Annotated in this window: 21 protein-coding genes; 9 read left to right on the top strand and 12 right to left on the bottom strand. The window is 71.5% G+C overall.

Going from position 1 to position 20948, the window contains the following annotated elements:
* A partial coding sequence (locus tag AZE13_RS18550; protein ID WP_066932622.1) for an FHA domain-containing protein occupies positions 1–1924 on the bottom strand: 1924 nt, incomplete at its 3' end.
* A gap of 421 nt (positions 1925–2345) precedes the next feature.
* Between AZE13_RS18550 and serB the strand changes: the two genes are divergently transcribed.
* The gene (serB, locus tag AZE13_RS18545; RefSeq protein WP_066932619.1) at positions 2346–3593 is read left to right on the top strand and encodes a phosphoserine phosphatase SerB; all 1248 of its coding nucleotides are present in this window, start codon (positions 2346–2348) and stop codon (positions 3591–3593) included.
* Between the two features lie 77 nt (positions 3594–3670).
* Here the strand turns inward: serB and AZE13_RS18540 are convergent, their stop codons facing one another.
* From AZE13_RS18540 to AZE13_RS18535, 3 genes are all read right to left on the bottom strand, one after another.
* Complete coding sequence (locus tag AZE13_RS18540) at positions 3671–4189, bottom strand: SixA phosphatase family protein (RefSeq protein WP_066932618.1); 519 nt, start codon at positions 4187–4189, stop codon at positions 3671–3673.
* 99 nt (positions 4190–4288) lie between these two features.
* Positions 4289–4405 (bottom strand): SGM_5486 family transporter-associated protein, encoded by a 117-nt coding sequence (locus AZE13_RS38175; protein WP_258527861.1) that lies wholly within the window; start codon positions 4403–4405, stop codon positions 4289–4291.
* A gap of 16 nt (positions 4406–4421) precedes the next feature.
* Positions 4422–5819, bottom strand: a complete 1398-nt coding sequence (locus AZE13_RS18535; protein ID WP_066932616.1) for a CynX/NimT family MFS transporter — start codon at positions 5817–5819, stop codon at positions 4422–4424.
* Positions 5820–5897: 78 nt separating this feature from the next.
* Here AZE13_RS18535 and AZE13_RS18530 point away from each other — a divergent pair, with 78 nt between their 5' ends.
* A complete protein-coding gene (locus tag AZE13_RS18530) occupies positions 5898–6569 on the top strand; it encodes a FadR/GntR family transcriptional regulator (RefSeq protein WP_066932614.1) in 672 nt (223 codons plus the stop codon).
* Positions 6570–6703: 134 nt separating this feature from the next.
* Here AZE13_RS18530 and fabI read toward each other — a convergent pair whose 3' ends face one another.
* On the bottom strand, positions 6704–7474 hold the full coding sequence (gene fabI / locus AZE13_RS18525; RefSeq protein WP_066932613.1) for an enoyl-ACP reductase FabI: 771 nt from the start codon (positions 7472–7474) through the stop codon (positions 6704–6706).
* A gap of 5 nt (positions 7475–7479) precedes the next feature.
* Positions 7480–8184, bottom strand: a complete 705-nt coding sequence (gene fabG / locus AZE13_RS18520; RefSeq protein WP_066932611.1) for a 3-oxoacyl-[acyl-carrier-protein] reductase — start codon at positions 8182–8184, stop codon at positions 7480–7482.
* Between the two features lie 269 nt (positions 8185–8453).
* Here fabG and AZE13_RS18515 point away from each other — a divergent pair, with 269 nt between their 5' ends.
* Positions 8454–9989 carry a TldD/PmbA family protein gene (locus AZE13_RS18515; RefSeq protein ID WP_066932609.1) on the top strand — a complete coding sequence of 512 codons (1536 nt, stop codon included), beginning with the start codon at positions 8454–8456 and terminating at the stop codon, positions 9987–9989.
* Between the two features lie 20 nt (positions 9990–10009).
* Here AZE13_RS18515 and AZE13_RS18510 read toward each other — a convergent pair whose 3' ends face one another.
* Positions 10010–10576, bottom strand: a complete 567-nt coding sequence (locus AZE13_RS18510) for a TetR/AcrR family transcriptional regulator (RefSeq protein WP_066932606.1) — start codon at positions 10574–10576, stop codon at positions 10010–10012.
* The gene (locus AZE13_RS18505; RefSeq protein ID WP_066932603.1) at positions 10576–10896 is read right to left on the bottom strand and encodes a DMT family transporter; all 321 of its coding nucleotides are present in this window, start codon (positions 10894–10896) and stop codon (positions 10576–10578) included. Before AZE13_RS18505 ends, AZE13_RS18510 begins: the two co-directional genes overlap by 1 nt.
* 232 nt (positions 10897–11128) lie before the next feature.
* Between AZE13_RS18505 and AZE13_RS18500 the strand changes: the two genes are divergently transcribed.
* Together AZE13_RS18500 and tyrS are read left to right on the top strand one after the other, a co-directional pair.
* A complete protein-coding gene (locus AZE13_RS18500; RefSeq protein ID WP_066932601.1) occupies positions 11129–12589 on the top strand; it encodes a metallopeptidase TldD-related protein in 1461 nt (486 codons plus the stop codon).
* Between the two features lie 167 nt (positions 12590–12756).
* Positions 12757–14160 carry a tyrosine--tRNA ligase gene (gene tyrS, locus AZE13_RS18495; protein WP_066932599.1) on the top strand — a complete coding sequence of 468 codons (1404 nt, stop codon included), beginning with the start codon at positions 12757–12759 and terminating at the stop codon, positions 14158–14160.
* 59 nt (positions 14161–14219) lie between these two features.
* Here the strand turns inward: tyrS and AZE13_RS18490 are convergent, their stop codons facing one another.
* Positions 14220–14498: a GlsB/YeaQ/YmgE family stress response membrane protein gene (locus AZE13_RS18490; RefSeq protein WP_066932598.1), complete on the bottom strand. Its 279-nt coding sequence runs from the start codon at positions 14496–14498 to the stop codon at positions 14220–14222.
* A gap of 232 nt (positions 14499–14730) precedes the next feature.
* Here AZE13_RS18490 and AZE13_RS18485 point away from each other — a divergent pair, with 232 nt between their 5' ends.
* Positions 14731–15105 (top strand): DUF3099 domain-containing protein, encoded by a 375-nt coding sequence (locus tag AZE13_RS18485; RefSeq protein WP_066932596.1) that lies wholly within the window; start codon positions 14731–14733, stop codon positions 15103–15105.
* 219 nt (positions 15106–15324) lie between these two features.
* Entirely contained in the window at positions 15325–15579 is a 255-nt protein-coding gene (locus tag AZE13_RS18480) for a hypothetical protein (protein ID WP_066932594.1), read from the top strand.
* A gap of 34 nt (positions 15580–15613) precedes the next feature.
* Here AZE13_RS18480 and moaA read toward each other — a convergent pair whose 3' ends face one another.
* The 3 genes from moaA to AZE13_RS18465 form a co-directional block, all read right to left on the bottom strand.
* Positions 15614–16603: a GTP 3',8-cyclase MoaA gene (gene moaA, locus AZE13_RS18475; protein WP_066932592.1), complete on the bottom strand. Its 990-nt coding sequence runs from the start codon at positions 16601–16603 to the stop codon at positions 15614–15616.
* Between the two features lie 189 nt (positions 16604–16792).
* The gene (locus AZE13_RS18470) at positions 16793–18418 is read right to left on the bottom strand and encodes a cation acetate symporter (RefSeq protein ID WP_066932581.1); all 1626 of its coding nucleotides are present in this window, start codon (positions 18416–18418) and stop codon (positions 16793–16795) included.
* A complete protein-coding gene (locus tag AZE13_RS18465) occupies positions 18415–18780 on the bottom strand; it encodes a DUF485 domain-containing protein (RefSeq protein ID WP_066932579.1) in 366 nt (121 codons plus the stop codon). Before AZE13_RS18465 ends, AZE13_RS18470 begins: the two co-directional genes overlap by 4 nt.
* Positions 18781–18986: 206 nt before the next feature.
* Here AZE13_RS18465 and AZE13_RS34135 point away from each other — a divergent pair, with 206 nt between their 5' ends.
* On the top strand, positions 18987–19178 hold the full coding sequence (locus tag AZE13_RS34135; protein WP_079124124.1) for a hypothetical protein: 192 nt from the start codon (positions 18987–18989) through the stop codon (positions 19176–19178).
* A 161-nt stretch (positions 19179–19339) separates the two neighbouring features.
* A complete protein-coding gene (locus AZE13_RS18460) occupies positions 19340–20854 on the top strand; it encodes a S8 family serine peptidase (protein WP_066932577.1) in 1515 nt (504 codons plus the stop codon).
* Positions 20855–20948 lie beyond the last annotated feature (94 nt).

Raw genomic sequence — 20948 nt, 5'->3', positions numbered from 1 at the left:
TCAGCATGATCGTGCTGGCGTCGCGGTTGGGCCGGAAGCCCAGCTTGTTCATCGGCCCGTACGCCAGGCCGTGATCGCTGGGGATCAGCATCGAGACCACACCGAGTACCGCGGGCAGGATCAGCATCAGGCCCAGGAAGCCCCGGTCGGAGGCGAGCACCGAGACATAGCGCCGCATCAGCGTCCACAGCTGCGAGCCCCAGCTCTGCGACTTCTGCATCCGGGCGGGCGGCGGCTGTACCGCCACCGACTGCGGGGCGACCGCGTCGATGTCGGCGGCGTACCGCTGGTAGTGCGGGGAGCCCCGCCAGCGGCCCATCCAGTCGTAATCGCGGTAGTTCTCGAAGGCCGAGAAGACATCCGCCCAGGAGTCGTACTGGAAGAAGTTGAGCGCGTCCTCGGGCGGGCCGAAGTAGGCCACACCGCCGCCGGGGGCCATCACCAGGAGCTTGTCGCAGAGGGCGAGTTCGGCCACGGAGTGGGTGACGACCAGGACCGTCCGGCCGTCGTCGGCGAGGCCGCGCAGCAGCTGCATGACATCGCGGTCCATGCCCGGGTCGAGGCCGGAGGTCGGCTCGTCCAGGAAGATCAGCGACGGCTTGGTCAGCAGCTCCAGGGCGACCGAGACGCGCTTGCGCTGGCCGCCGGAGAGCGAGGTGACCTTCTTGTCCTTGTGGATGTCGAGCTTGAGCTCGCGCAGCACCTCGTCGATCCGGGCCTCGCGCTCGGACTCCGCGGTGTCCCCGGGGAAGCGGAGCTTGGCGGCGTACCGGAGCGCCTTGAGGACGGTCAGCTCCTTGTGGAGGATGTCGTCCTGCGGGACCAGTCCGATGCGCTGGCGCAGCTCGGCGAACTGCTTGTAGAGGTTCCGGTTGTCGTAGAGGACATCGCCCTGGTCGGCGGGGCGGTAACCGGTCAGCGCCTTGAGCAGGGTGGACTTGCCGGAGCCGGACGGGCCGATGACCGCTATCAGCGACTTCTCCGGGACGCCGAAGGAGACGTCCTTGAGGATCTGCTTGCCGCCGTCGACGGTGACCGTGAGGTGCCGGGCCGAGAAGGAGACCTCGCCGGTGTCGACGAACTCCTCCAGCCGGTCGCCGACCAGCCGGAAGGTGGAGTGGCCGACGCCGATGATGTCGTTCGGGCCGATGACGGCGGTGCCGGACCTGGGGACCGGCTGGCCGTTGACGTAGGTGCCGTTGTGGCTGCCGAGGTCGCGGATCTCGAAGCGGCCGTCGGGAGTGGCGCGGAACTCGGCGTGGTGGCGGGAGACCTGGAGGTCGGAGACGACCAGCTCGTTCTCCAGCGCACGGCCGATGCGCATCACCCGGCCGAGGTCAAGGCGGTGGAAGGTGGTCGGGCTGCGGTCGCCGGCCGGCCGCTGCGCGGCGCCCTCCTGGGGCCGGCGGGCCTGCTGCGGGGGTACGGGCTGCTGCTGGGCGGCCTGCTGGGGCGGGACGTACGGCGCCTGCTGAGCCTGCGGCGGCGCCTGCCAGCCCTGCTGGGCGGGCGGCTGCCGGACCGGCGGCTGCTGCGCGGGGGGCGCCTGCCGGCCCGGCGCGGCCTGCTGCTGCGGCGCCGGCGCGGACTGCGCGCCGAAGGCGGCGCCGGCGGCCGGCGCGGCGGCGGACAGGGTCAGGCGGGGGCCGTCGGTGGCGTTGCCCAGGTGCACGGTCGCGCCGGGGCCGACCTCCACCTGCTGGATCCGCCGGCCCTGGGCGTAGGTGCCGTTGGTGCTGCCCTGGTCTTCGATGATCCAGCTGTGGCCGGACCATCGCAGGACGGCGTGCCGCCAGGAGACCCTGGCGTCGTCGAGCACCATGTCGCCCTGCGGATCACGGCCCACGGTGTAGGACCGGGACGGATCGAGCGTCCAGGTCCTACCGTTCAATTCGAGTACGAGTTCAGGCACTCCATGCCCCATTACATAGTCCCCCGAGTGACGCCCTGTGCGGGAAGTCTAGGGATGGCGAACATCGTGAGGAACTATTTCAGGCCCGGGCCGCGGACCGGAAACCGGGACGGGGACGGGGCACGGAGGGCTCCCGCGCGACGCGATGCGAGTCCCCCCAAGAGGCCTCATGATGGGATGGAACAGGCAAATTCCCCATAGATGACGATGGACCTCGCGGATCGTCACCGGCCCGGTGTGCCATCGGTCCGGCTGCGGCCCGAACGCCCCTCCCCGGCGACGGCGTTGGCGTTCCTGGAGACGGTCCGGCCTCCGGCGCGAGCGGGCCGGACACGACTCCGTAACGATCGGCATCACGACGGACGGACGCCACGGTCCGAACCCCGGACACGCGTACGGACCCGACGGCCCCGGCGGTTACCGTAAGGGCACCATGAGCGCATCGCAGACCCCGCCTGCCACCGCCGTACCGGGCGATGACGAACCGACCCTTCTCGTGAAGATCTTCGGGAAGGACCGGCCCGGCATCACCGCAGGCCTCTTCGACACCCTCGCCGCCTACTCCGTCGATGTCGTGGACATCGAGCAGGTGGTGACCCGGGGGCGCATCACGCTGTGCGCACTGGTCACCGCTCCCGCCCCCACCCACGGCTCGATCGGCGCCACCGAGGGCGACCTGCGGGCCACCGTGCACAGCTGGGCCGAGTCGCTGAACCTCCAGGCGGAGATCATCTCCGGCCGGGGCGACAACCGCCCGCGCGGCACCGGACGTTCCCACGTCACCGTGCTGGGACATCCGCTCACCGCGGAGTCCACGGCCGCCATCGCAGCCGCCATAACGGCGACCGGCGGCAATATCGACCGGATCTTCCGGCTCGCCAAGTATCCGGTGACCGCCGTGGAATTCGCGGTCTCCGGCGCGGCCACCGAGGTGCTGCGCACCGCCCTGGCCCTGGAGGCGGCACATCTGGGGGTGGACGTCGCCGTGGTGGCGGCCGGGCTGCAGCGGCGGGCGCGGCGGCTGGTCGTGATGGACGTCGACTCGACGCTGATCCAGGACGAGGTCATCGAGCTGTTCGCGGCGCACGCCGGCTGTGCGGCCGAGGTGGCCAAGGTGACCGCCGCCGCGATGCGCGGGGAGCTGGACTTCGAGCAGTCGCTGCACGCCCGGGTCGAGCTGCTCGCCGGGCTCGACGAGTCGGTGGTGGAGGCCGTACGCAAGGAGGTGCGGCTCACTCCCGGGGCGCGCACCCTGGTGCGGACCCTCAAGCGGCTCGGCTATCAAGTCGGCGTCGTATCGGGCGGTTTCACGCAGGTCACCGACGCGCTCAAGGACGAGCTGGGGCTGGACTTCGCCAGCGCCAACACACTGGAGATCGTCGACGGCAAGCTCACCGGCCGGGTCACCGGCGGCGTCGTGGACCGGGCGGGCAAGGCCCGGCTCCTGCGGGAGTTCGCGCGGCAGGCCGGGGTGCCGCTCGACCAGACGGTGGCGATCGGCGACGGGGCCAATGATCTCGACATGCTCAACACGGCCGGTCTCGGGGTGGCCTTCAACGCCAAGCCGATGGTGCGGGAGGCGGCGCACACCGCGGTGAACGTGCCGTTCCTGGACACCGTCCTGTACCTGCTGGGCGTCACCCGCGAAGAGGTCGAGGCGGCGAAGACGCACGCCGAGTGACGGCCTGGTGAGCGAGGCGGGAAAGGGCCCCGGCGGCGTGCCGGGGCCCTCCTCTCTGCCGACCGCCGGCCGCAGGTCTAGGCGTGCGGCGCCCAGTACGCGACCAGCCGTCCGACGCCGTGCTCGACCGCCTTCCAGGAGCCGTTGAAGGTGAGCACCGCCATCGAGGCGGTCGGGAAGCCGCTGCGGTTCATCCGCGACAGCAGATCGCCCTCGGCCTCGCCTGCGAGCGCGTCGGCGAGGGCGTGCACACACGGGTTGTGGCCGACCAGCATCAGGTCGTCCACGTCGTCCGAGGTCTCGTTCAGCAGCGCGATGAGCTCGCCGAGGGAGACCTCGTAGAGCCGCTCGTCGTAGACGGTCCTGGGCCGCTGAGGGAGTTCGGAGACGACGAGCTTCCAGGTCTCGCGGGTACGGGCGGACGTCGAGCACAGGGTCAGATCGGGAGTGATCCCGGCACCGGCCAGCCAGCGGCCGGCGACGGGGGCATCCTTACGGCCGCGGTCAGCGAGCGGACGCTCATGATCGCTGATATCCGACCATTCGGCCTTGGCGTGGCGGAGGAGGACAATCCGGCGGGGTGTATCGACGCTCATGCGTCCCAGCTTCGCATGAAAGACGCCCCCTGGCGCGGGGGGTTGACGAGCTCCCCCCGGCAGGGTGACGCCCCGTGAAGGCCCTGGCCGCCGGCCCGGTCAGGGTGCGGCGAGACTCGCCACGATGGCGACGACGGCGGTCACGGCGAGCATCACGCCCAGGACGAGGAGCAGCTTCTTCTGGCCGCCCTGGGGATTCGGTTCGAGCACTGGCATGCGCCCAGTGTCGCATTCACGCCTCGTCCTCGATCCGGCGGTCCCGGCCGGCCAGCACACCCACCACGATCTGCGGCACCATCAGCCCCGCCATCAGGGCGATCGGCAGCCCCCAGCCGCCACTGCGCCCGTAGAGCGTGCCGACCAGCAGCGGCCCGGGTATGGAGATCAGATAGCCGACACTCTGCGCGAAGGCCGACAGCTTGACGACCCCGGCGGAGCTGGTGGACCGCATCCCGATCATGGTGAGGGCCAGCGGGAAGGAGCAGTTGGAGATGCCCAGCAACAGCACCCAGGCCCAGGCGCCGGCGGCCGGTGCGAGCCACAGTCCGGCGTACCCGGACAGACCGCAGACGCCGAGCAGCACCACGAGCGGACCCTGATGCCGCATCCGGGACGCCACCCGGGGCAGCAGGAAGGAGAGCGGGATCCCCATCCCCATCGTGACGGCGAGCAGCACACCCGCCGTACCGGCCGGCACCCCGGCGTCGCGGAAGATCTGCGGCATCCAGCCCATCACGACGTACGCGGCGGTGGCCTGCAGGCCGAAGAAGACGGCGAGCGCCCAGGCGGTGGGCGAGGAGGCGATCCGTATCGGTCGTATCGGCCGCGCCGGGGCTTCCGCGGACCGTGCGGCACCGCCGGCGGCCGGTCCGGAGGCGGCCGGTCCGGCCTGTCCTGACCCGGCCGGACCGGAGGCGGCCGGGCGACGGCGCACCACCGCGAGCCAGGGGAGCACCGCGACCGCGCCGAGCACCGCCCACACCGCCAGGCCGGTACGCCAACTGCCGCCCAGCGCCCCGGTCATGGGCACGGTCAGCGCCGCGGCGAGCGAGGTGCCCAGGGCCAGCGCCATCGAGTAGAGCCCGGTCATCGGGCCGACCCGGTCGGGGAACCAGCTCTTGATGACGACCGGCATCAGCACATTGCCGACCGCGATCCCGGCCAGCGCGAGCGCGCTGGCGGCCAGGAAGCCGGCGGTGCCACCGGCGTACGGGCGCACCGCGACACCCACGGCGATCGCCGCCATGCCCGTGCAGATCACCGCGCCCGGTCCCCAGCGCCGGGCCAGCCGGGGCGCCGTGACACCGAAGACCGCGAAGCACAGCGGCGGCACGGAGGTCAGCAGTCCGGCGACGGTGCCGCTCATACCGAGGCCGTCGCGGACCTCCTCCAGGAGCGCGCCGAGGCTGGTGATGGCGGGGCGGAGGTTGAGCGCCGCCAGGACGAGACCGGCCATCACGATCCCCGGCAGCCAGCGGCCGGTCAGGCCGCGGCCGGATGCGGGGGCGGGGGCGGGGTCACGTTCCGGAACGGGGGCGGGCGGCCGCTGCGGGCCGGGCGCCGCCGGTGCGCCGGAGGCCGTACGGGGCTCGGCGGGGGCGCCGAGGGTCGCGAGGTCGTCGTCTGCCATGGGGCCATCATAGAATCATGGGATGAATACCTGTCCAACGAATTTCCGTTCGGTCGATTCCGGAGTCGGAGCCGTGCCATGCCTCCGCTGACCTCACCCCGCCGGTCCGCGCTGGCCGACCAGGTCATCGCTCAGCTGCGCGCCCAGATCACCTCCGGCGAATGGCCGGTGGGATCCCGTATCCCGACCGAACCGGAGCTCGTCGAGCAGCTCGGGGTGGCCCGTAACACCGTCCGTGAGGCGGTCCGCGCCCTGGCGCACAACGGGCTGCTGGACATCCGGCAGGGCTCGGGCACGTACGTAGTGGCGACCAGCGAGCTGGCCGGGGTGATGCACCGCCGGTTCGCGGACGCCGAAACCGGCCATGTGGCCGAGCTGCGCAGCGCCCTGGAGACGGCCGCCGCCCGGCTCGCCGCGCGGCGCCGGACCGAACAGGACGTCCGGCAGCTGGACGCGCTGCTGGCGCGGCGTGAGGCGGCCTGGGAGTCCGGTGCGGCCGAGGTCTTCGTGGAGGCGGACGCGAACCTGCACATGGCGGTGGTGGCGGCCTCGCACAACGAGGTGCTCGCCGAGATCTACGCCGACCTCGGCAGCGTCCTGCGTGACTTCCTGCGCGCCGACATCGGCGCGGAGCTGCGGCCCGAGGCGCACATGGACCACTCCCGGCTGGTGGAGGCGATCCGCGCGGGCGACGGCGACCGGGCCGCCGCCGAGGCGGGCGCGCACCCCTTCGGCTGCCGCCCGGGGTAGCCGGAAGCCGGCGCCGCGTACCCCGTGCTGCGTGCCGCGTACCGCGTACCGCAACGCGTACTGCCCGCCCCGTCGGACGGGGCGGGCAGTACGCATACGAAGAAGAACGAAAAGACGCGGGAGGCGTCCGGGCGTCAGGCGCCCATCATGTGCACACCGCCGTCGACGTGCACGATCTCCCCGGTCGTCCGCGGGAAGAAGTCGGACAGCATGCCGACGACACCGCGGCCGGCCGGCTCCGGGTCGGCCAGGTCCCAGCCGATCGGGGCGCGGTGGTTCCACACGTCCGCCAGCTCCTCGAAGCCGGGGATGGACTTGGCGGCCATCGACTTGATCGGACCGGCCGAGACCAGGTTGCAGCGGATGCCCTTGGGGCCCAGGTCACGCGCCAGGTAGCGGTTGGTGCCCTCCAGCGCCGCCTTGGCCACGCCCATCCAGTCGTACTTCGGCCAGGCCATCTGCGCGTCGAAGGTGAGCCCGACGATCGCACCGCCCGGGTGCATCAGCGGCAGCAGGGCCGTGGCCAGCGCCTTGTACGAGTACGCCGAGACCTGCACGGCCGTCGAGACGTCCTCCCAGCTCGCCTCCAGGAAGTTGAAGGCGCCCTGCGGGCCGAAGGCGATGGAGTGCACGATGCCGTCGAGGCGGGCGTCCTCGCCCTGGTGCTCGCGGATCTTGTCGGCCAGCCCGTCCAGGTGCTCCTGGTTGGTGACGTCCAGCTCGATGACCGGGGCTTCCTTGGGGAGCCGCTTGGCGATCCGCTCGACGAGGGAGAGCCGGCCGAAGCCGGTGAGGATGACCTCGGCGCCCTCGTTCTGGGCGACCTTGGCCGCCTGGAACGCGATCGACGCCTCGGTCAGAACACCCGTGACCAGGACGCGCTTGCCTGCGAGGATTCCACTCATGCTGATCAGTGACCCATACCCAATCCGCCGTCGACGGGAATGACGGCTCCGGTGATATACGCGGCCTCGTCGGAGGCCAGGAAGCGGACCGAGGAGGCGATCTCCTCGGGCTGTGCGTACCGCGCCAGCGGCACCTGCTTGACGATGTTGTCGCGCTGCTCGTCGGTGAGCGCCCGGGTCATGTCGGTGTCGACGAAGCCCGGTGCGACGACGTTCACGGTGATGTTGCGGCTGCCCAGTTCACGGGCGAGCGAGCGGGCGAAGCCCACCAGACCGGCCTTGGAGGCGGCGTAGTTCGCCTGGCCCGGGGCGCCCATCAGGCCCACCACGGACGAGATCAGCACGATACGTCCCTTACGGGCCCTCAGCATCGCGCGGTTGGCGCGCTTGACCACCCGGAACGTGCCGGTGAGGTTGGTCTCCAGGACCGAGGTGAAGTCCTCCTCGGACATCCGCATCAGGAGCTGGTCGCGGGTGACGCCGGCGTTGGCCACCAGCACCTCCACCGGCCCCTGCTTCTCCTCGATCTCCTTGTACGCCTGCTCGACCTGCTCGCTGTCCGTGATGTCGCACTTCACGGCCAAAAATCCCGCGGGCGGCTCGCCCGAGCGGTAGGTGATGGCGACCTTGTCGCCTGCCTCGGCGAAGGCACGGGCAATGGCGAGGCCAATGCCGCGATTACCTCCGGTGACCAGAACCGAGCGGCTCAAGAGATCACCCTTTCCGTTTCCTGTCCGTCCTGCGTTCGCTACCGAAACTATCGGTCACAGGGCGCTTCCGTGGAATCGAGCACGGACAGGGGCGCGCCCCGCTCACTGTCGGATCCCCACAGAACCACCCCCGGACCGCGCCGTATCCCCCCTGGACCGCGCCGTCCCGCGGTCCCCGACGCGCCTCGCCGCGCCGGGGTGCACCGGGGTGCACTGGGCCGCGGACGCACCACAGGGCATGATGCAGGCGCCGACCACGGGAGGACGCTTTGGCTGTTGCACCCCATGCCCTCGACGAGACGTTCCTGGCGCTGCCGTTGCGCGCGCTGGCCGACGCCGCGCTGGCCCGCGCCCGCGCGCTGGGCGCCGAGCACGCGGACTTCCGCCTGGAACGCGTCCGCAGTGCGTCCTGGCGGCTGCGGGACGCCCGTACGGCCGGGACTTCGGACACCACCGATCTGGGCTATGCGGTACGGGTGGTGCACGGCGGGGCCTGGGGCTTCGCGTCCGGGGTGGACCTGACGATGGACGCGGCGGCCCGGGTGGCCGCACAGGCGGTGGCCATGGCGAAGCTGTCCGCGAAGGTCATCCGGGCCGCCGGCTCGGACGAACGAGTGGAGCTGGCCGACGAACCCGCGTACCCGGACCGGACCTGGGTCTCCTCGTACGAGATCAACCCGTTCGACGTTCCGGACGCCGACAAGACCGGCCTGCTCGCGGAGTGGAGCGCGCGGCTGCTGGCCGCCGAGGGCGTGGCCCATGCGGACGCCTCCCTGCTGGCCGTCCAGGAGAACAAGTTCTACGCGGACACCGCGGGTACCGGCACCACCCAGCAGCGCGTCCGCCTGTTCCCGCAGCTGACCGCGGTCGCGGTGGACCCGGACAGCGGCGACTTCGACTCGATGCGCACCCTCGCCCCGCCGGTGGGGCGCGGCTGGGAGTACCTGACGGGCGCGCACTACGACTGGGACGGCGAGCTGGCGCGGATCCCGGAGCACCTCGCCGAGAAGATGCGCGCGCCGAGCGTCGAGGCCGGCACGTACGACCTGGTGGTGGACCCGTCCAACCTGTGGCTGACGATCCACGAGTCGATCGGCCACGCCACCGAGCTGGACCGGGCGCTGGGCTACGAGGCGGCGTACGCGGGCACCTCGTTCGCCACCTTCGACCAGCTCGGCAAGCTGGCCTACGGGTCCCCGGTGATGAACGTGACGGGCGACCGGACCGCCGAGCACGGGCTCGCCACGATCGGCTACGACGACGAAGGGGTGGCCGCGCAGTCCTGGGACCTGGTGAAGGACGGGACCCTGGTCGGCTACCAACTCGACCGCAGAATCGCGAAACTGACGGGCTTCGCCCGCTCCAACGGGTGCGCCTACGCGGACTCCCCGGGCCATGTACCGGTCCAGCGGATGGCGAACGTCTCGCTCCGGCCGGCGGCGGACGGCCCGTCCACCGAGGAGCTGATCTCGGGCGTGCAGCGCGGCGTCTACGTCGTCGGGGACCGCTCCTGGTCGATCGATATGCAGCGGTACAACTTCCAGTTCACCCAGCAGCGGGCGTACGCGATCCGGAACGGGCGCCTCTGCGGGCAGCTCCGGGACCTCGCCTACCAGGGCACCACCACCGACTTCTGGGGTTCCATGGAGGCCGTGGGCGGCCCCCGGACCTACGTCCTCGGCGGGGCCTTCAACTGCGGCAAGGCGCAGCCCGGCCAGATCGCCGCGGTGTCCCACGGCTGCCCCTCGGCGCTGTTCCGGAACGTCAACATCCTCAACACCACCGCCGAGGCCGGCCACGCCTGACCCCGGTGCCCCGGCAGGCACTAGGGCCTGTCCGACGGTTCCGCCCCGATCACCCGGGTGAGCGCGTCCCTGACGTACTCCTCGTCGTAGCCCCCGCCCGTCAGCAGCACCTGGAGGCAGACCCCGTCGAGCAGCGCGACCACCGCACGCCCGGTGCGCGGGCCGGTGCGCCGGGCGAGCAACTCGGCGATCTCTGCGCACCACTCGGCGGCGACGGGGCGCAGCGCGGGGCGGCGCAGCGCGGCGAGGTAGAGCTCGTACTCCAGCTCCGCGCCGGCGCGGTCGCCGTCCAGCCACTGGCCGGTGAGCCGGGCCAGCTCGGCGGCGAGGTCGCGGCCGGGGTCGGTGAGCGCGCCGCGGTGTTCGCGTACGACCTTGGCGAAGCCCTCGCTGGCCTGGCGGAGGGCCGCCACGAGGAGGTCGTCGAGGGTCTTGAAGTGGTACGTGGTGGAGCCGAGCGGTACATCCGCCTCGGCCGCGACGGTGCGATGGCTGAGCCCGGCGATGCCGGAGCGGCCCACCACCCGGATCGCGGCGTCGATGATCCGCTGGCGCCGCTCGGGGTCGTACCGCCGCGCCGCCGCCATCAGTGCGCCCCGCCGAGATTGAGCAGCACGACACCGAGGATCACGAAGACGATCCCGGCGAGTTTGGCGGGTCCGGCCGACTCGCCGAGGAAGAGGATCCCGATCGCGGCGACGGCCGCGGTACCGATCCCGGCCCAGATCGCGTACGCGGTGCCGACCTGCATCACCTTCAGGGTGCGGGCGAGCAGTGTGAAGGCGAGCAGATACCCGGCCACCGTGCCGAGCGAGGGCCACAGCTTGCTGAAGCCCTCGCTGTACTTCATGGCCGTCGTCCCGGCCACCTCCGCCGCGATGGCCGCGGCCAGCAGTCCGTATCCCATGTGTACGAGTGTACGCATCACTGTGTACACGCGTACACAAAGCCGTGTTTGAACGCCGTGGGAACGCCGTGGGAACTCCTCGCGGAGCGGACCTCGGCCATCCGGCGGCGCACCGGCGTCCACCCCGTGCCCGTAGGCAGGCCCCTCGGTAGGCTCGCCGGGGGTCCGGGGGCGTCCCCCGGGGCAGCACAGTCCGAACGCACAGTCCGAACGCCCTACAGGAGGCCGGCCGATGAGCGCGCGTACGTCCCGTTCCACCGCCCCGCACGAGATCGTCGAGCGGGCCCTGGAGCTCTCCCGCGCCGACGGCTGCGTGGTCATCGCCGACGAGCACTCCGGCGCCCATCTGCGCTGGGCGGGCAACGCGCTCACCACCAACGGCGTCACCCGTGGGCGCACTCTCACGGTCGTGGCCACCGTGGACGGCGGGCAGGGCACCGCCTCCGGGGTGGTCTCGCGGTCCGCGGTGACCGTGGACGACCTGGAACCGCTGGTGCGGGCCGCGGAGGCGGCGGCCCGGGACGCCGGGCCCGCCGAGGACGCCCAGCCGCTGGTCGCCGGCGGGAAGGCGGACGCGGACTTCACCGACGCGCCGGCCGAGACCTCCCCGGACGTCTTCGCGGCGTTCGCGCCCGCCCTGGGCGAGTCCTTCCGGCAGGCCCGCGCCGGTGGGCGGGAGCTGTACGGCTTCGCCGGCCACGAGGTGGTCTCGTCCTATCTGGGCAGCTCGGCCGGGCTGCGGCTGCGGCACGACCAGCCCACCGGGACGGTGGAGCTGAACGCCAGGGCGGCCGGCACCGAGGGGGCGGTGCCCCGCTCGGCCTGGACGGGCCGCGCGACCCACGACTTCACCGACGTCGATCCGCGCGGGCTGGACGCCGAGCTGGGCCGGCGGCTGGGCTGGGCCGAGCGGCGGGTCGAGCTGCCCGCCGGGCGGTACGAGACGCTGCTGCCGCCGACCGCCGTCGCCGACCTGCTGATCTACCAGATGTGGTCGTCAGGGGCGCGGGACGCCGTGGAGGGCCGTACGGTCTTCTCCAAGTCTGCCGACGGCGACGGGGCCGCCGCGGACCGGTCCGGCGGCGCCCGCACCCGGCTGGGCGAACGCCTCAGCGAGCTGCCGCTGTCGCTGCGCAGCGACCCGCGGGCGCCCGGCCTGGAGTGCGCGCCGTTCGTGCTGGCGCACTCCTCCGGCGACGATGCGTCGGTCTTCGACAACGGGCTGCCGCTGACGGCGACCGACTGGGTGCGCGAAGGCGTGCTGAACCGGCTGCTGACCACCCGGCACACCGCCGGGCTGACCGGCCTCCCGGTGGCGCCCGGCATCGACAACCTCCTTCTGGAGGGCGGCGGTTCGCGCTCGCTGGACGAGATGGTGGCGTCCGCCGGGCACGACGGCCCGGCGCTGCTGCTGACCTGCCTGTGGTACATCCGCGAGGTCGACCCGGCCACGCTGCTGCTGACCGGGCTGACCCGGGACGGCGTCTACCTGGTGGAGAACGGCGAAGTGTCCGGCGAGGTCAACAACTTCCGGTTCAACGAATCGCCGGTGGACCTGCTGTCCCGGGCCGTGGAGGCGGGCCGCACGGAGCGGACCCTGCCGCGGGAGTGGAGCGACTACTTCACCCGGGCGGCGATGCCGGCGCTGCGGATCCCGGACTTCAACATGAGCTCGGTGAGCCGGGGGGTGTGAGCCTCCGGGAGGCCGCGCCCGGGCGGGGCGGAGGCGGGCGCGCAGCAGGGGCTGAGGCGGGCGCGCAGCAGGGACGGAGGCGGGCGCGCAGCCGGAGTGTCGGTGCGGGCGAATAGACTGTTCGCCTGTCCTCCCGGTTTCGGGAACCACGATCGATCAGGAACGCCATGACACGCCTCGGCGAATCCGTCGCCCGCGCCAGCACTCTGCTCTCCACCGACCTCTCCTCGGACGCCACGGTCCGGGAGCTGCTCCAGGAGACCGGCGCGCGGCGCTATCTCGACCTGACGGACCTGCCCGCCAAGGAACAGGCCGAGCTGATCGCGTCCCGTACGGTCGAGGTGCTGCCGGGTGTGGAGCAGCTGGCCGAGCGGATCGAGGAGCGCCGGGCGGCCGGCCGGGGCCTGCACATCAAGCTGGGCATCGACCCGACGGCGACCGATGTGCACCTGGGGCACGCGGTCCCGCTGATCGTGCTGAGCCGGTTCCAGCGGCTGGGCCATGACGTCACGCTGATCATCGGCGACTTCACCGCCAAGATCGGCGACCCGTCGGGCCGGACCGCCGAGCGTCCGCCGCTGACCGACGAGGACATCGCGCACAACCTCGCCACCTACCGCGAACAGGTGCGCCCGTTCTTCGACTTCGAGAAGGTCAGCTTCCGGCAGAACAGCGAGTGGCTGGCGCCGTACACCTTCCCCGAGCTGCTCTCGCTGCTCGCCCAGGTGCCGGCCTCGCAGCTGCTGCAGCGCGAGGACTTCCGCAACCGGCTCGCGGCCGGTGCGGGCCTGACGATGACGGAGCTGCTGTACCCGATCGCGCAGGGCCTGGACTCGGTGGCGCTGGCGTGCGACGTGGAGCTGGGCGGCTCCGACCAGCTGCTCAATCTGCAGATGGGCCGCAAGCTGATGGAGCTGCGCGGGCAGCAGCCGCAGCTGGTGGTCACGATGCCGCTGATCGAGGGCACGGACGGCACCGGCGCCAAGATGTCCAAGTCCAAGGGCAATTACGTCGGGCTGAGCGCACCGGCCGACGATGTCTTCGGCAAGATCATGTCCGTGCCGGACCGGCTGATGGAGCCATACCTGAAGGCCTGGACGGAGTGGACGGACGACGAGATCGCCCTCGCCCTGGGCCGGATCGCGGACCGCTCGCTGCACCCGATGGACCTCAAGAAGATCCTCGCCGGCGAGGTGGTGGCCGCGCTGTACGGTCTGGAGGCGGCGATGGCGGCGCGGGCCGGGTTCGTCGCGCAGTTCTCCAGGAAGTCGTTCTCCGATGTGGAGTCGCTGCCGGCCGTCGACGTCGCCGAGCACGGCGCGGAGACGGTGGCCGCGGTGCTGACCAAGGTGCTGGAGTTCACCCCGAGCGCCTCGGCGGCGCGCCGGCTGGCCAAGCAGAACGCGCTGCGGCTGGTCGTGGAGGGCGCGGACGGCCAGCAGACGGTGGTACTCGCGGAGGCCGACGCGATCCGGCCGCTGGCCGAGGTCCTCGCGGAGCGGCTGGCGGACACGGCCGACGCCGCGTACCTGAAGGCCGGCCGGAAACTGGCCCAGCTCCAGGGCCGCTGACGGCAGCCGAGACGGACACCACGGCCGGTGCGCTTCAAGGCGCACCGGCCGCAGGTCTGCTAGGTGGTTTCCTTACGGCGCCCGCGCAGGGCGACCCAGAGGCGGTCGCCGACGGCCACGATGAGGACCGCGCCGGCCAGCTGCAGCAGGTGCCGGATCCAGTCGATGCCCTTGGTGTCGGCGACGCCGATGCCCGACGCCACCCAGTTGCCGGCGGCGGCACCCAGCATGCCGAAGATAATGGTCAGCCAGAGCGGGATCTGCTGCTTGCCCGGGATGACGGCCTTCGCGATCAGACCCAGCACCAGGCCCACGATGATGGCCCACAACCACGTCATGTTGCCTCCTCTTGCGGCGCGGTGCATGCACGGCCGCACCTGGGGGCCGCCCCGTCAGTGTCACTCCGCATCGGCTACGGCGCACGCCGGAGGCGGCGGTACGCAGAGTGTCCCGGCAGACCCGGCCGCACGGGGCAGCCCCGGTCTCGAAGGCGGCGCAGGAGCGGCGTACCGTGGAATCCGACCGGACATCGGGGAGAATCCGGCGCGACTGAGCAGGTGGTGGAACGTGATGCGGAAGCAGAGCAGCGCCCAGGCCTTCCGGATCACGGGGGCCCGTCAGGGACTCTCCGAGGATGTGCGCGGCCGTCAGCGGCGGTATGTGATCTCGATGTCGGCGCGGACGGTGGCAGTGCTGCTGACCGTCGTGCTGTGGAACGTCCAGCGCCCAGTTGCCATTGCGACGCTGGTGCTGGGCCTGGCGCTGCCGTACATCGCGGTGGTGATCGCCAACGCGGGCCGGGAGAACGTCCCTTCGCTCCCGAAGACCTTCATCGCGGGGCCGACCAGGCCGATGCTGGCGCCGGGTCCGTCCGACACCTCCGCGGAATCCGTACCGGAGCGGCCGGCCCCGGAGTCTTCCGGGCCACGGCGCGACGCCGACTGATCTCCGTTCGGTCTGCAAAGCTCAAGAAAAGCTCAGATCAATCATGGAGTTCCGGTGCACTCGGCACCATCCCCCGTGACATACTGCGTACGCGCTCCGCATCCCCCGTCGGAGCGACGGACCGACGCCGGGCGGCTCCCCCCGTGGCTGCCCGGCGTCGCCATGTCCGGGCCGTGGCCGCGGGCCGACGGCCGGGAGGGCGGACGTAGGGTTGAGTCCGTGAACTTCCCTGATCTTCCCGGCTCCGCGGACCGCAGCGAGAGCGCCGTCATCTGCTCCGCCAAGGGCTGCCGCACCGCCGCCGTGTGGGTGCTGGCATGGAACAACCCGAAGCTGCACACTCCGGAGCGCCGCAAGACCTGGCTGGCCTGCGAGGAACACCGGGAGCATCTGTCGCAGTTCCTGGGCGTACGCGGCTTCCTCAAGGACGTCGTGACGCTGGAGGAGTGGGAGGCGTCGGCAGGCGAGCGCTGACGGAGCGGGCCGCCGAGCGGACCGGGGCGGCCGGTCAGCCGCCGATCGCCGACATCGGGCGCTCGGGCTGGAGGAAGGACGGGTCGTCCAGACCGGAGCCCGCTTTCTTGCCCCACATGGCGCCCTTCCACAGGCGCGCGATCTCCTCGTCCGCCGCACCGGAGCGCAGGGCCGTGCGCAGGTCCGTCTCCTCGGTGGCGAACAGGCACGTACGGACCTGGCCGTCGGCGGTCAGCCGGGTGCGGTCGCAGGCGCGGCAGAACGGGCGGGTGACGGAGGCGATGACACCGACGCGGTGCGGGCCGCCGTCGACGATCCAGCGCTCGGCGGGCGCGGAGCCGCGCTCGTCCCGGCTCTCGGGGGTGAGCGCGAAGCGGGTGCGCAGCGAGGCGAGGATGTCACCGGCGGTGATCATGCCCTCGCGCCGCCAGCCGTGCTGGGCGTCGAGCGGCATCTGCTCGATGAAGCGGAGCTCGTAGTCCTGGGCGATCGCCCAGGCGAGCAGGTCGGGGGCCTCGTCGTCGTTGAGGCCCGGCATCAGGACGGCGTTGACCTTGACCGGGGTGAGGCCGGCCGCGCGGGCCGCCGCCAGGCCGGCGAGCACGTCGTCGTGGCGCTTGCGGCGGGTGAGGGCCTGGAAGACGTCCGGCCGCAGGGTGTCGAGGGAGACGTTGACGCGGTCCAGCCCGGCGTCGCGCAGCGCGGCGGCCGTGCGCTGCAGGCCGATGCCGTTGGTGGTCAGCGACATCCGGGGGCGCGGGGTGAGGGCGGCGACGCGCTCGACGATGCCGACGAGGCCGGGGCGGAGCAGCGGCTCACCGCCCGTGAAGCGGACCTCGTCGATGCCGAGGTCCCGTACGGCAATGGCGATCAGCCGGACGATTTCGTCGTCCGTGAGCAGATCGGGCTTGGCCAGCCATTGCAGGCCCTCTTCGGGCATGCAGTACGTACACCGCAGATTGCACCGGTCGGTGAGCGAAACGCGCAGGTCGGTGGCCACGCGGCCGTAAGTGTCGATGAGCACGAGGCCCCTCCCCCGACGGATGTGATCGGCTGCCTTCGGCGGTGGATCAGTACGTGTTCGAGCCTACGCGATGGGTGTGACAGCGAGCAGGGCGCAGAAGTACGAGGTGGGCGGGGTGCCGTCGTAGAGATCTACGACGCCACCCCGCCCACGGGCTGTACGGACCGTCCCTCCTGGCCGGCGGGCCGGCTAGTGGGCCCCGGTGCCGGTCAGCGAGCGGACCTCCAGCTCGGCGTACTTCCGGGCGTCCGGCTCCTCCTTGGAGAGCAGCGACCCCAGCCAGCCGAGCAGGAAGCCCAGCGGGATGGAGAGCAGGCCCGGGTTCTCCAGCGGGAAGAAGGCGAAGTCCGCGCCGGGGAACATCGAGGTCTCCTTGCCGGAGACGACCGGTGAGAAGAGCACCAGGAGGACGGAGGAGGCGAGGCCTCCGTAGATCGACCAGAGGGCGCCCCGGGTGGTGAACCGCTTCCAGAAGAGGCTGAAGAGAATCGTCGGGAGGTTGGCGGACGCGGCGACCGCGAACGCGAGCGCCACCAGCCCGGCCACGTTCAGTCCACGGGCGAAGACGCCGAGCACGATGGCGACGGCACCGATGCCGACGGTCGCCCAGCGGGCCGCGGCGACCTCCTCCCGCTCGGTGGCCTCGCCCTTGCGGAGGACGTTGACGTACAGGTCGTGCGCGAAGGACGAGGACGAGGCGAGGGTGAGGCCGGCGACGACCGCGAGGATGGTGGCGAAGGCCACCGCGGAGATCACGGCGAGCAGGACGGCGCCGCCGGTGGAGTCCGGGCCGCCGCCGATCTGCTGGGCGAGCAGCGGGGCCGCGGTGTTGCCCGCCTTGTTGGAGGCGGTGATCGTCCCGGGTGCGATGAGGGCGGCGGCGCCGAAGCCGAGCGCGATGGTCATCAGGTAGAAGGCGCCGATGATGGCGATCGCCCAGTTCACCGACTTCCGGGCGGCCTTGGCGGTGGGGACCGTGTAGAAGCGGATGAGGATGTGCGGCAGGCCCGCGGTGCCCAGGACCAGGGCGATGCCCAGCGAGATGAAGTCGATCTTCGAGGTGGCGCCGGCGCCGTACTTGAGGCCGGGCTCCAGGAAGGCGGCGCCCTTGCCGCTGTTCTCGGCGGCGGCGCCGAGCAGCGACGAGATATTGAAGTGGAACTTCACTGCCACCAGGAACGTGATCAGCAGAGTGCCGGCGATCAGCAGCACCGCCTTGACCATCTGGACCCAGGTGGTGCCCTTCATACCGCCGATGGTGACGTAGAGGATCATCACGATGCCGACGAGGACGACGACCAGGATCTTGCCCGCCTCGCTGGTGATGCCGAGCAGGAGGGTCACCAGGGCGCCGGCGCCCGCCATCTGGGCGAGCAGGTAGAAGACCGAGACGACGATGGTGGAGGTGCCGGCGGCGGTACGGACCGGGCGCTGGCGCATCCGGTAGGCCAGGACGTCCCCCATGGTGAACCGGCCCGAGTTGCGCAGCGGTTCGGCGACCAGGAGCAGTGCGACGAGCCAGGCGACGAGGAAGCCGATGGAGTACAGGAAGCCGTCGTAGCCGAAGAGGGCGATGGCACCGGCGATGCCGAGGAAGGACGCGGCGGACATGTAGTCGCCGGAGATGGCCAGGCCGTTCTGGAATCCGCTGAACTGCCGTCCGCCGGCGTAGAAGTCGTCCGCGCCCCTGGTCCGCCGCCCGGCCCAGACGGTGATGCCGAGGGTGGCGGCGACGAAGACCGCGAAGAGGGTGATGATCAGGGCGCGGTGCTCGCCCGCGCCGGTGCCCGCCGCGAGGTGCTGGGTGAGGTTCATGCGTCACCTTCCTTGCGGAGGGTGACGCCCTCCAGGCGGGACTTGATGGCCTCGGCCCGGGGGTCGAGCTTGGCGGCGGCGTGCCGGGAGTACCACCAGGCGATCAGGAAGGTGGTGACGAACTGGGCGAGGCCGAGGACGAAGGCGACGTTGAGGTGGCCGGCGACCTTGATGGCCATGAAGCCGCCGGCGTAGCTCGACAGCAGCACGTACCCGAGGTACCAGAGGACGAAGGCGACGGTCAGCGGGAAGGCGAACGAGCGGTGTGCGCGGCGGAGTTCATCGAATTCGGCACTTGACTGCACCTGGAGGTAGTCGGGCGGCTCATGGGTTCCCGAGTCGATGGTCGGTGCGGCGCTCACGGAGATCTCCTGACGGAAGGGGGGTGGCTGGTGGGTGCCGGGGCCGAGGATAAGCCCCCGATAAGTGATGTGGATCACGCATGGTAGGGCTCTGTCCGGCGATCCGACAGGGGGTGGCTGGTTGAATCCGCGAAGAAATCGGGGGAATCGCCGGGGAATGCGGACACCGGCCGCCACCGCCCGGGGGACGCTTCGTTGAGCCGGATGTGAATCCGCCGTCTCCGCAGGACCCGTGCCCGCCCGCTCCCCGTCGGCGCCCGTACGGCAGTGTCCGCCTGCCGGTACCGCTCACCGTCCCGCCCGTCCGGGCCCGGCCCGCCGCCGGCGCGCGCCGCTGGTACGGCCGGCGGATCGCCCTGCCACCGCTGAGCATGGGGGCGCTGCGACGGCACGACTGAGTCACCGCCCGAACGGACCGACTCCGTGTCAATGTGCCGTCTTCTCACGGGTTTTCCCGATTCCATTGCTGTGCGCCCGTGATCGCCGATAACTTCACCTCTCACTGCATCCGCCCGTGCACGACCCGTGCGGGCGGTCTCACGGATGATGTGGAGTACCCATGGCACATCCCCGGTCCAGACGTATGCGGGCACTGGCCGTGCCGCTCGGTCTGGCTCTGACGGCGTCCCTCGGCTTCCTCCCGAACGCGGCCAGTGCCGCGCCGCAGGACTCCGCCCCGGCCGCCGCGACCGTGTCCGGCGGCCCGCTGCTCTCGTACGTCGTGAACACCACACCCGGCCGCGCCACGGTCGGACGGGTCGAGAAGGCGATAGCCCGGGCCGGCGGAAAGGTGATCGTCGCCCATGAGCGAATAGGCGTGATCGTCGTCCACTCGGCCAATCCGAGGTTCGCCCCCACCCTGCGGACGGTACCGGGCGTACAGTCCGCGGGCGCCACCCGCACCGCGCCGCTGAAGGCCTCCGGCACCACCGACGTCGGCAAACCGCAGAAGGCCGATCTGCCGCCGTCCCAGCTCAAGGCGGTGGGCCGGGCGGCGAAGGCGAACGGGCAGGAGCCCCTCGAACCGCTCCAGTGGGACCTCCCCGCCATCAAGGCGGACCAGGCCGCGAAGGTGAACGCCGGCAGCCGCAAGGTCACCGTCGCCGTCATCGACACCGGAGTGGACGACACCCACCCGGACCTGAAGGCCAACTTCTCCGCGAAGCAGTCCGCCAACTGCGTGGGCGGGGTGGCCGATACGTCCAAGGGGGCCTGGCGCCCCTGGGATCCGGACAGCGACTACCACGGCACGCATGTCGCGGGCACCATCGCCGCGGCGCGCAACGGCGTCGGCGTGGCGGGCGTCGCGCCGGGCGTGAAGGTCTCCGCCATCAAGGTGAGCGAGCCGGAGACGAGCCTGTTCTTCGCGGAGAGCGTGGTCTGCGCCTTCGTCTTCGCGGCCGACCACGGTGTGGCGGTCACCAACAACAGCTACTACGTCGACCCGTGGATGTTCAACTGCAAGGACGACGCCGACCAGGCGGCCATCGTTGACGCGGTCGGCCGGGCGGCGAGCTACGCCCAGCGCAAGGGCGCGATCAACATCGCCGCCGCGGGCAACTCCGGACTCGATCTGGCGGCCGCCAAGCTGCCCGACGCGACCAGCCCCAACGACTCCACCCCCGTCGAACGCACCATCAGCCCGAAGAACTGCTGGGACGTGCCCGCCCAGCTGCCGGGCGTGGTGACGGTCGCGGCCACCGGTGTGCACAAGCTCAAGTCCGGCTACTCGAACTACGGCCTCGGCCAGATCGATGTGGCCGCACCGGGCGGCGACTCGAAGCAGGTCCCCGAACTGCCCGCCAAGAACGGCAACATCCTCTCCACCATGCCGGGCGGCGACTGGGCCTACCTGGCCGGCACCTCGATGGCGACCCCGCATGTCGCGGGCGTGGCGGCGCTGCTCAAGAGCGCCCACCCCACGTCCGGCCCGCAGGAGATCCAGTGGCTCCTCAAGCAGCAGGCCGACAACCCCGGCTGCTCCGCCGGTGAGGCCACCTGCACCGGCACCCGGCACCTCAACAGCCACTTCGGCTACGGAATCGTCGACGCGCTGGACGCGGTGAAGAAGTAGCGGCGACGAAGCAGCAGTGGAGAAGTGACGGTGAAGAAGTGGCGGTGTAAGGACTAACTGCGCGGCCTGACCGGCTCGCGGCCGAGGTAGGCCG

Source organism: Streptomyces sp. NBRC 110611 (assembly GCF_001590865.1).
Classification (GTDB): domain Bacteria; phylum Actinomycetota; class Actinomycetes; order Streptomycetales; family Streptomycetaceae; genus Streptomyces.
The sequence above is the reverse complement of the archived record's forward strand: the minus strand, read 5'-3'. Positions and strand labels throughout refer to the sequence as shown.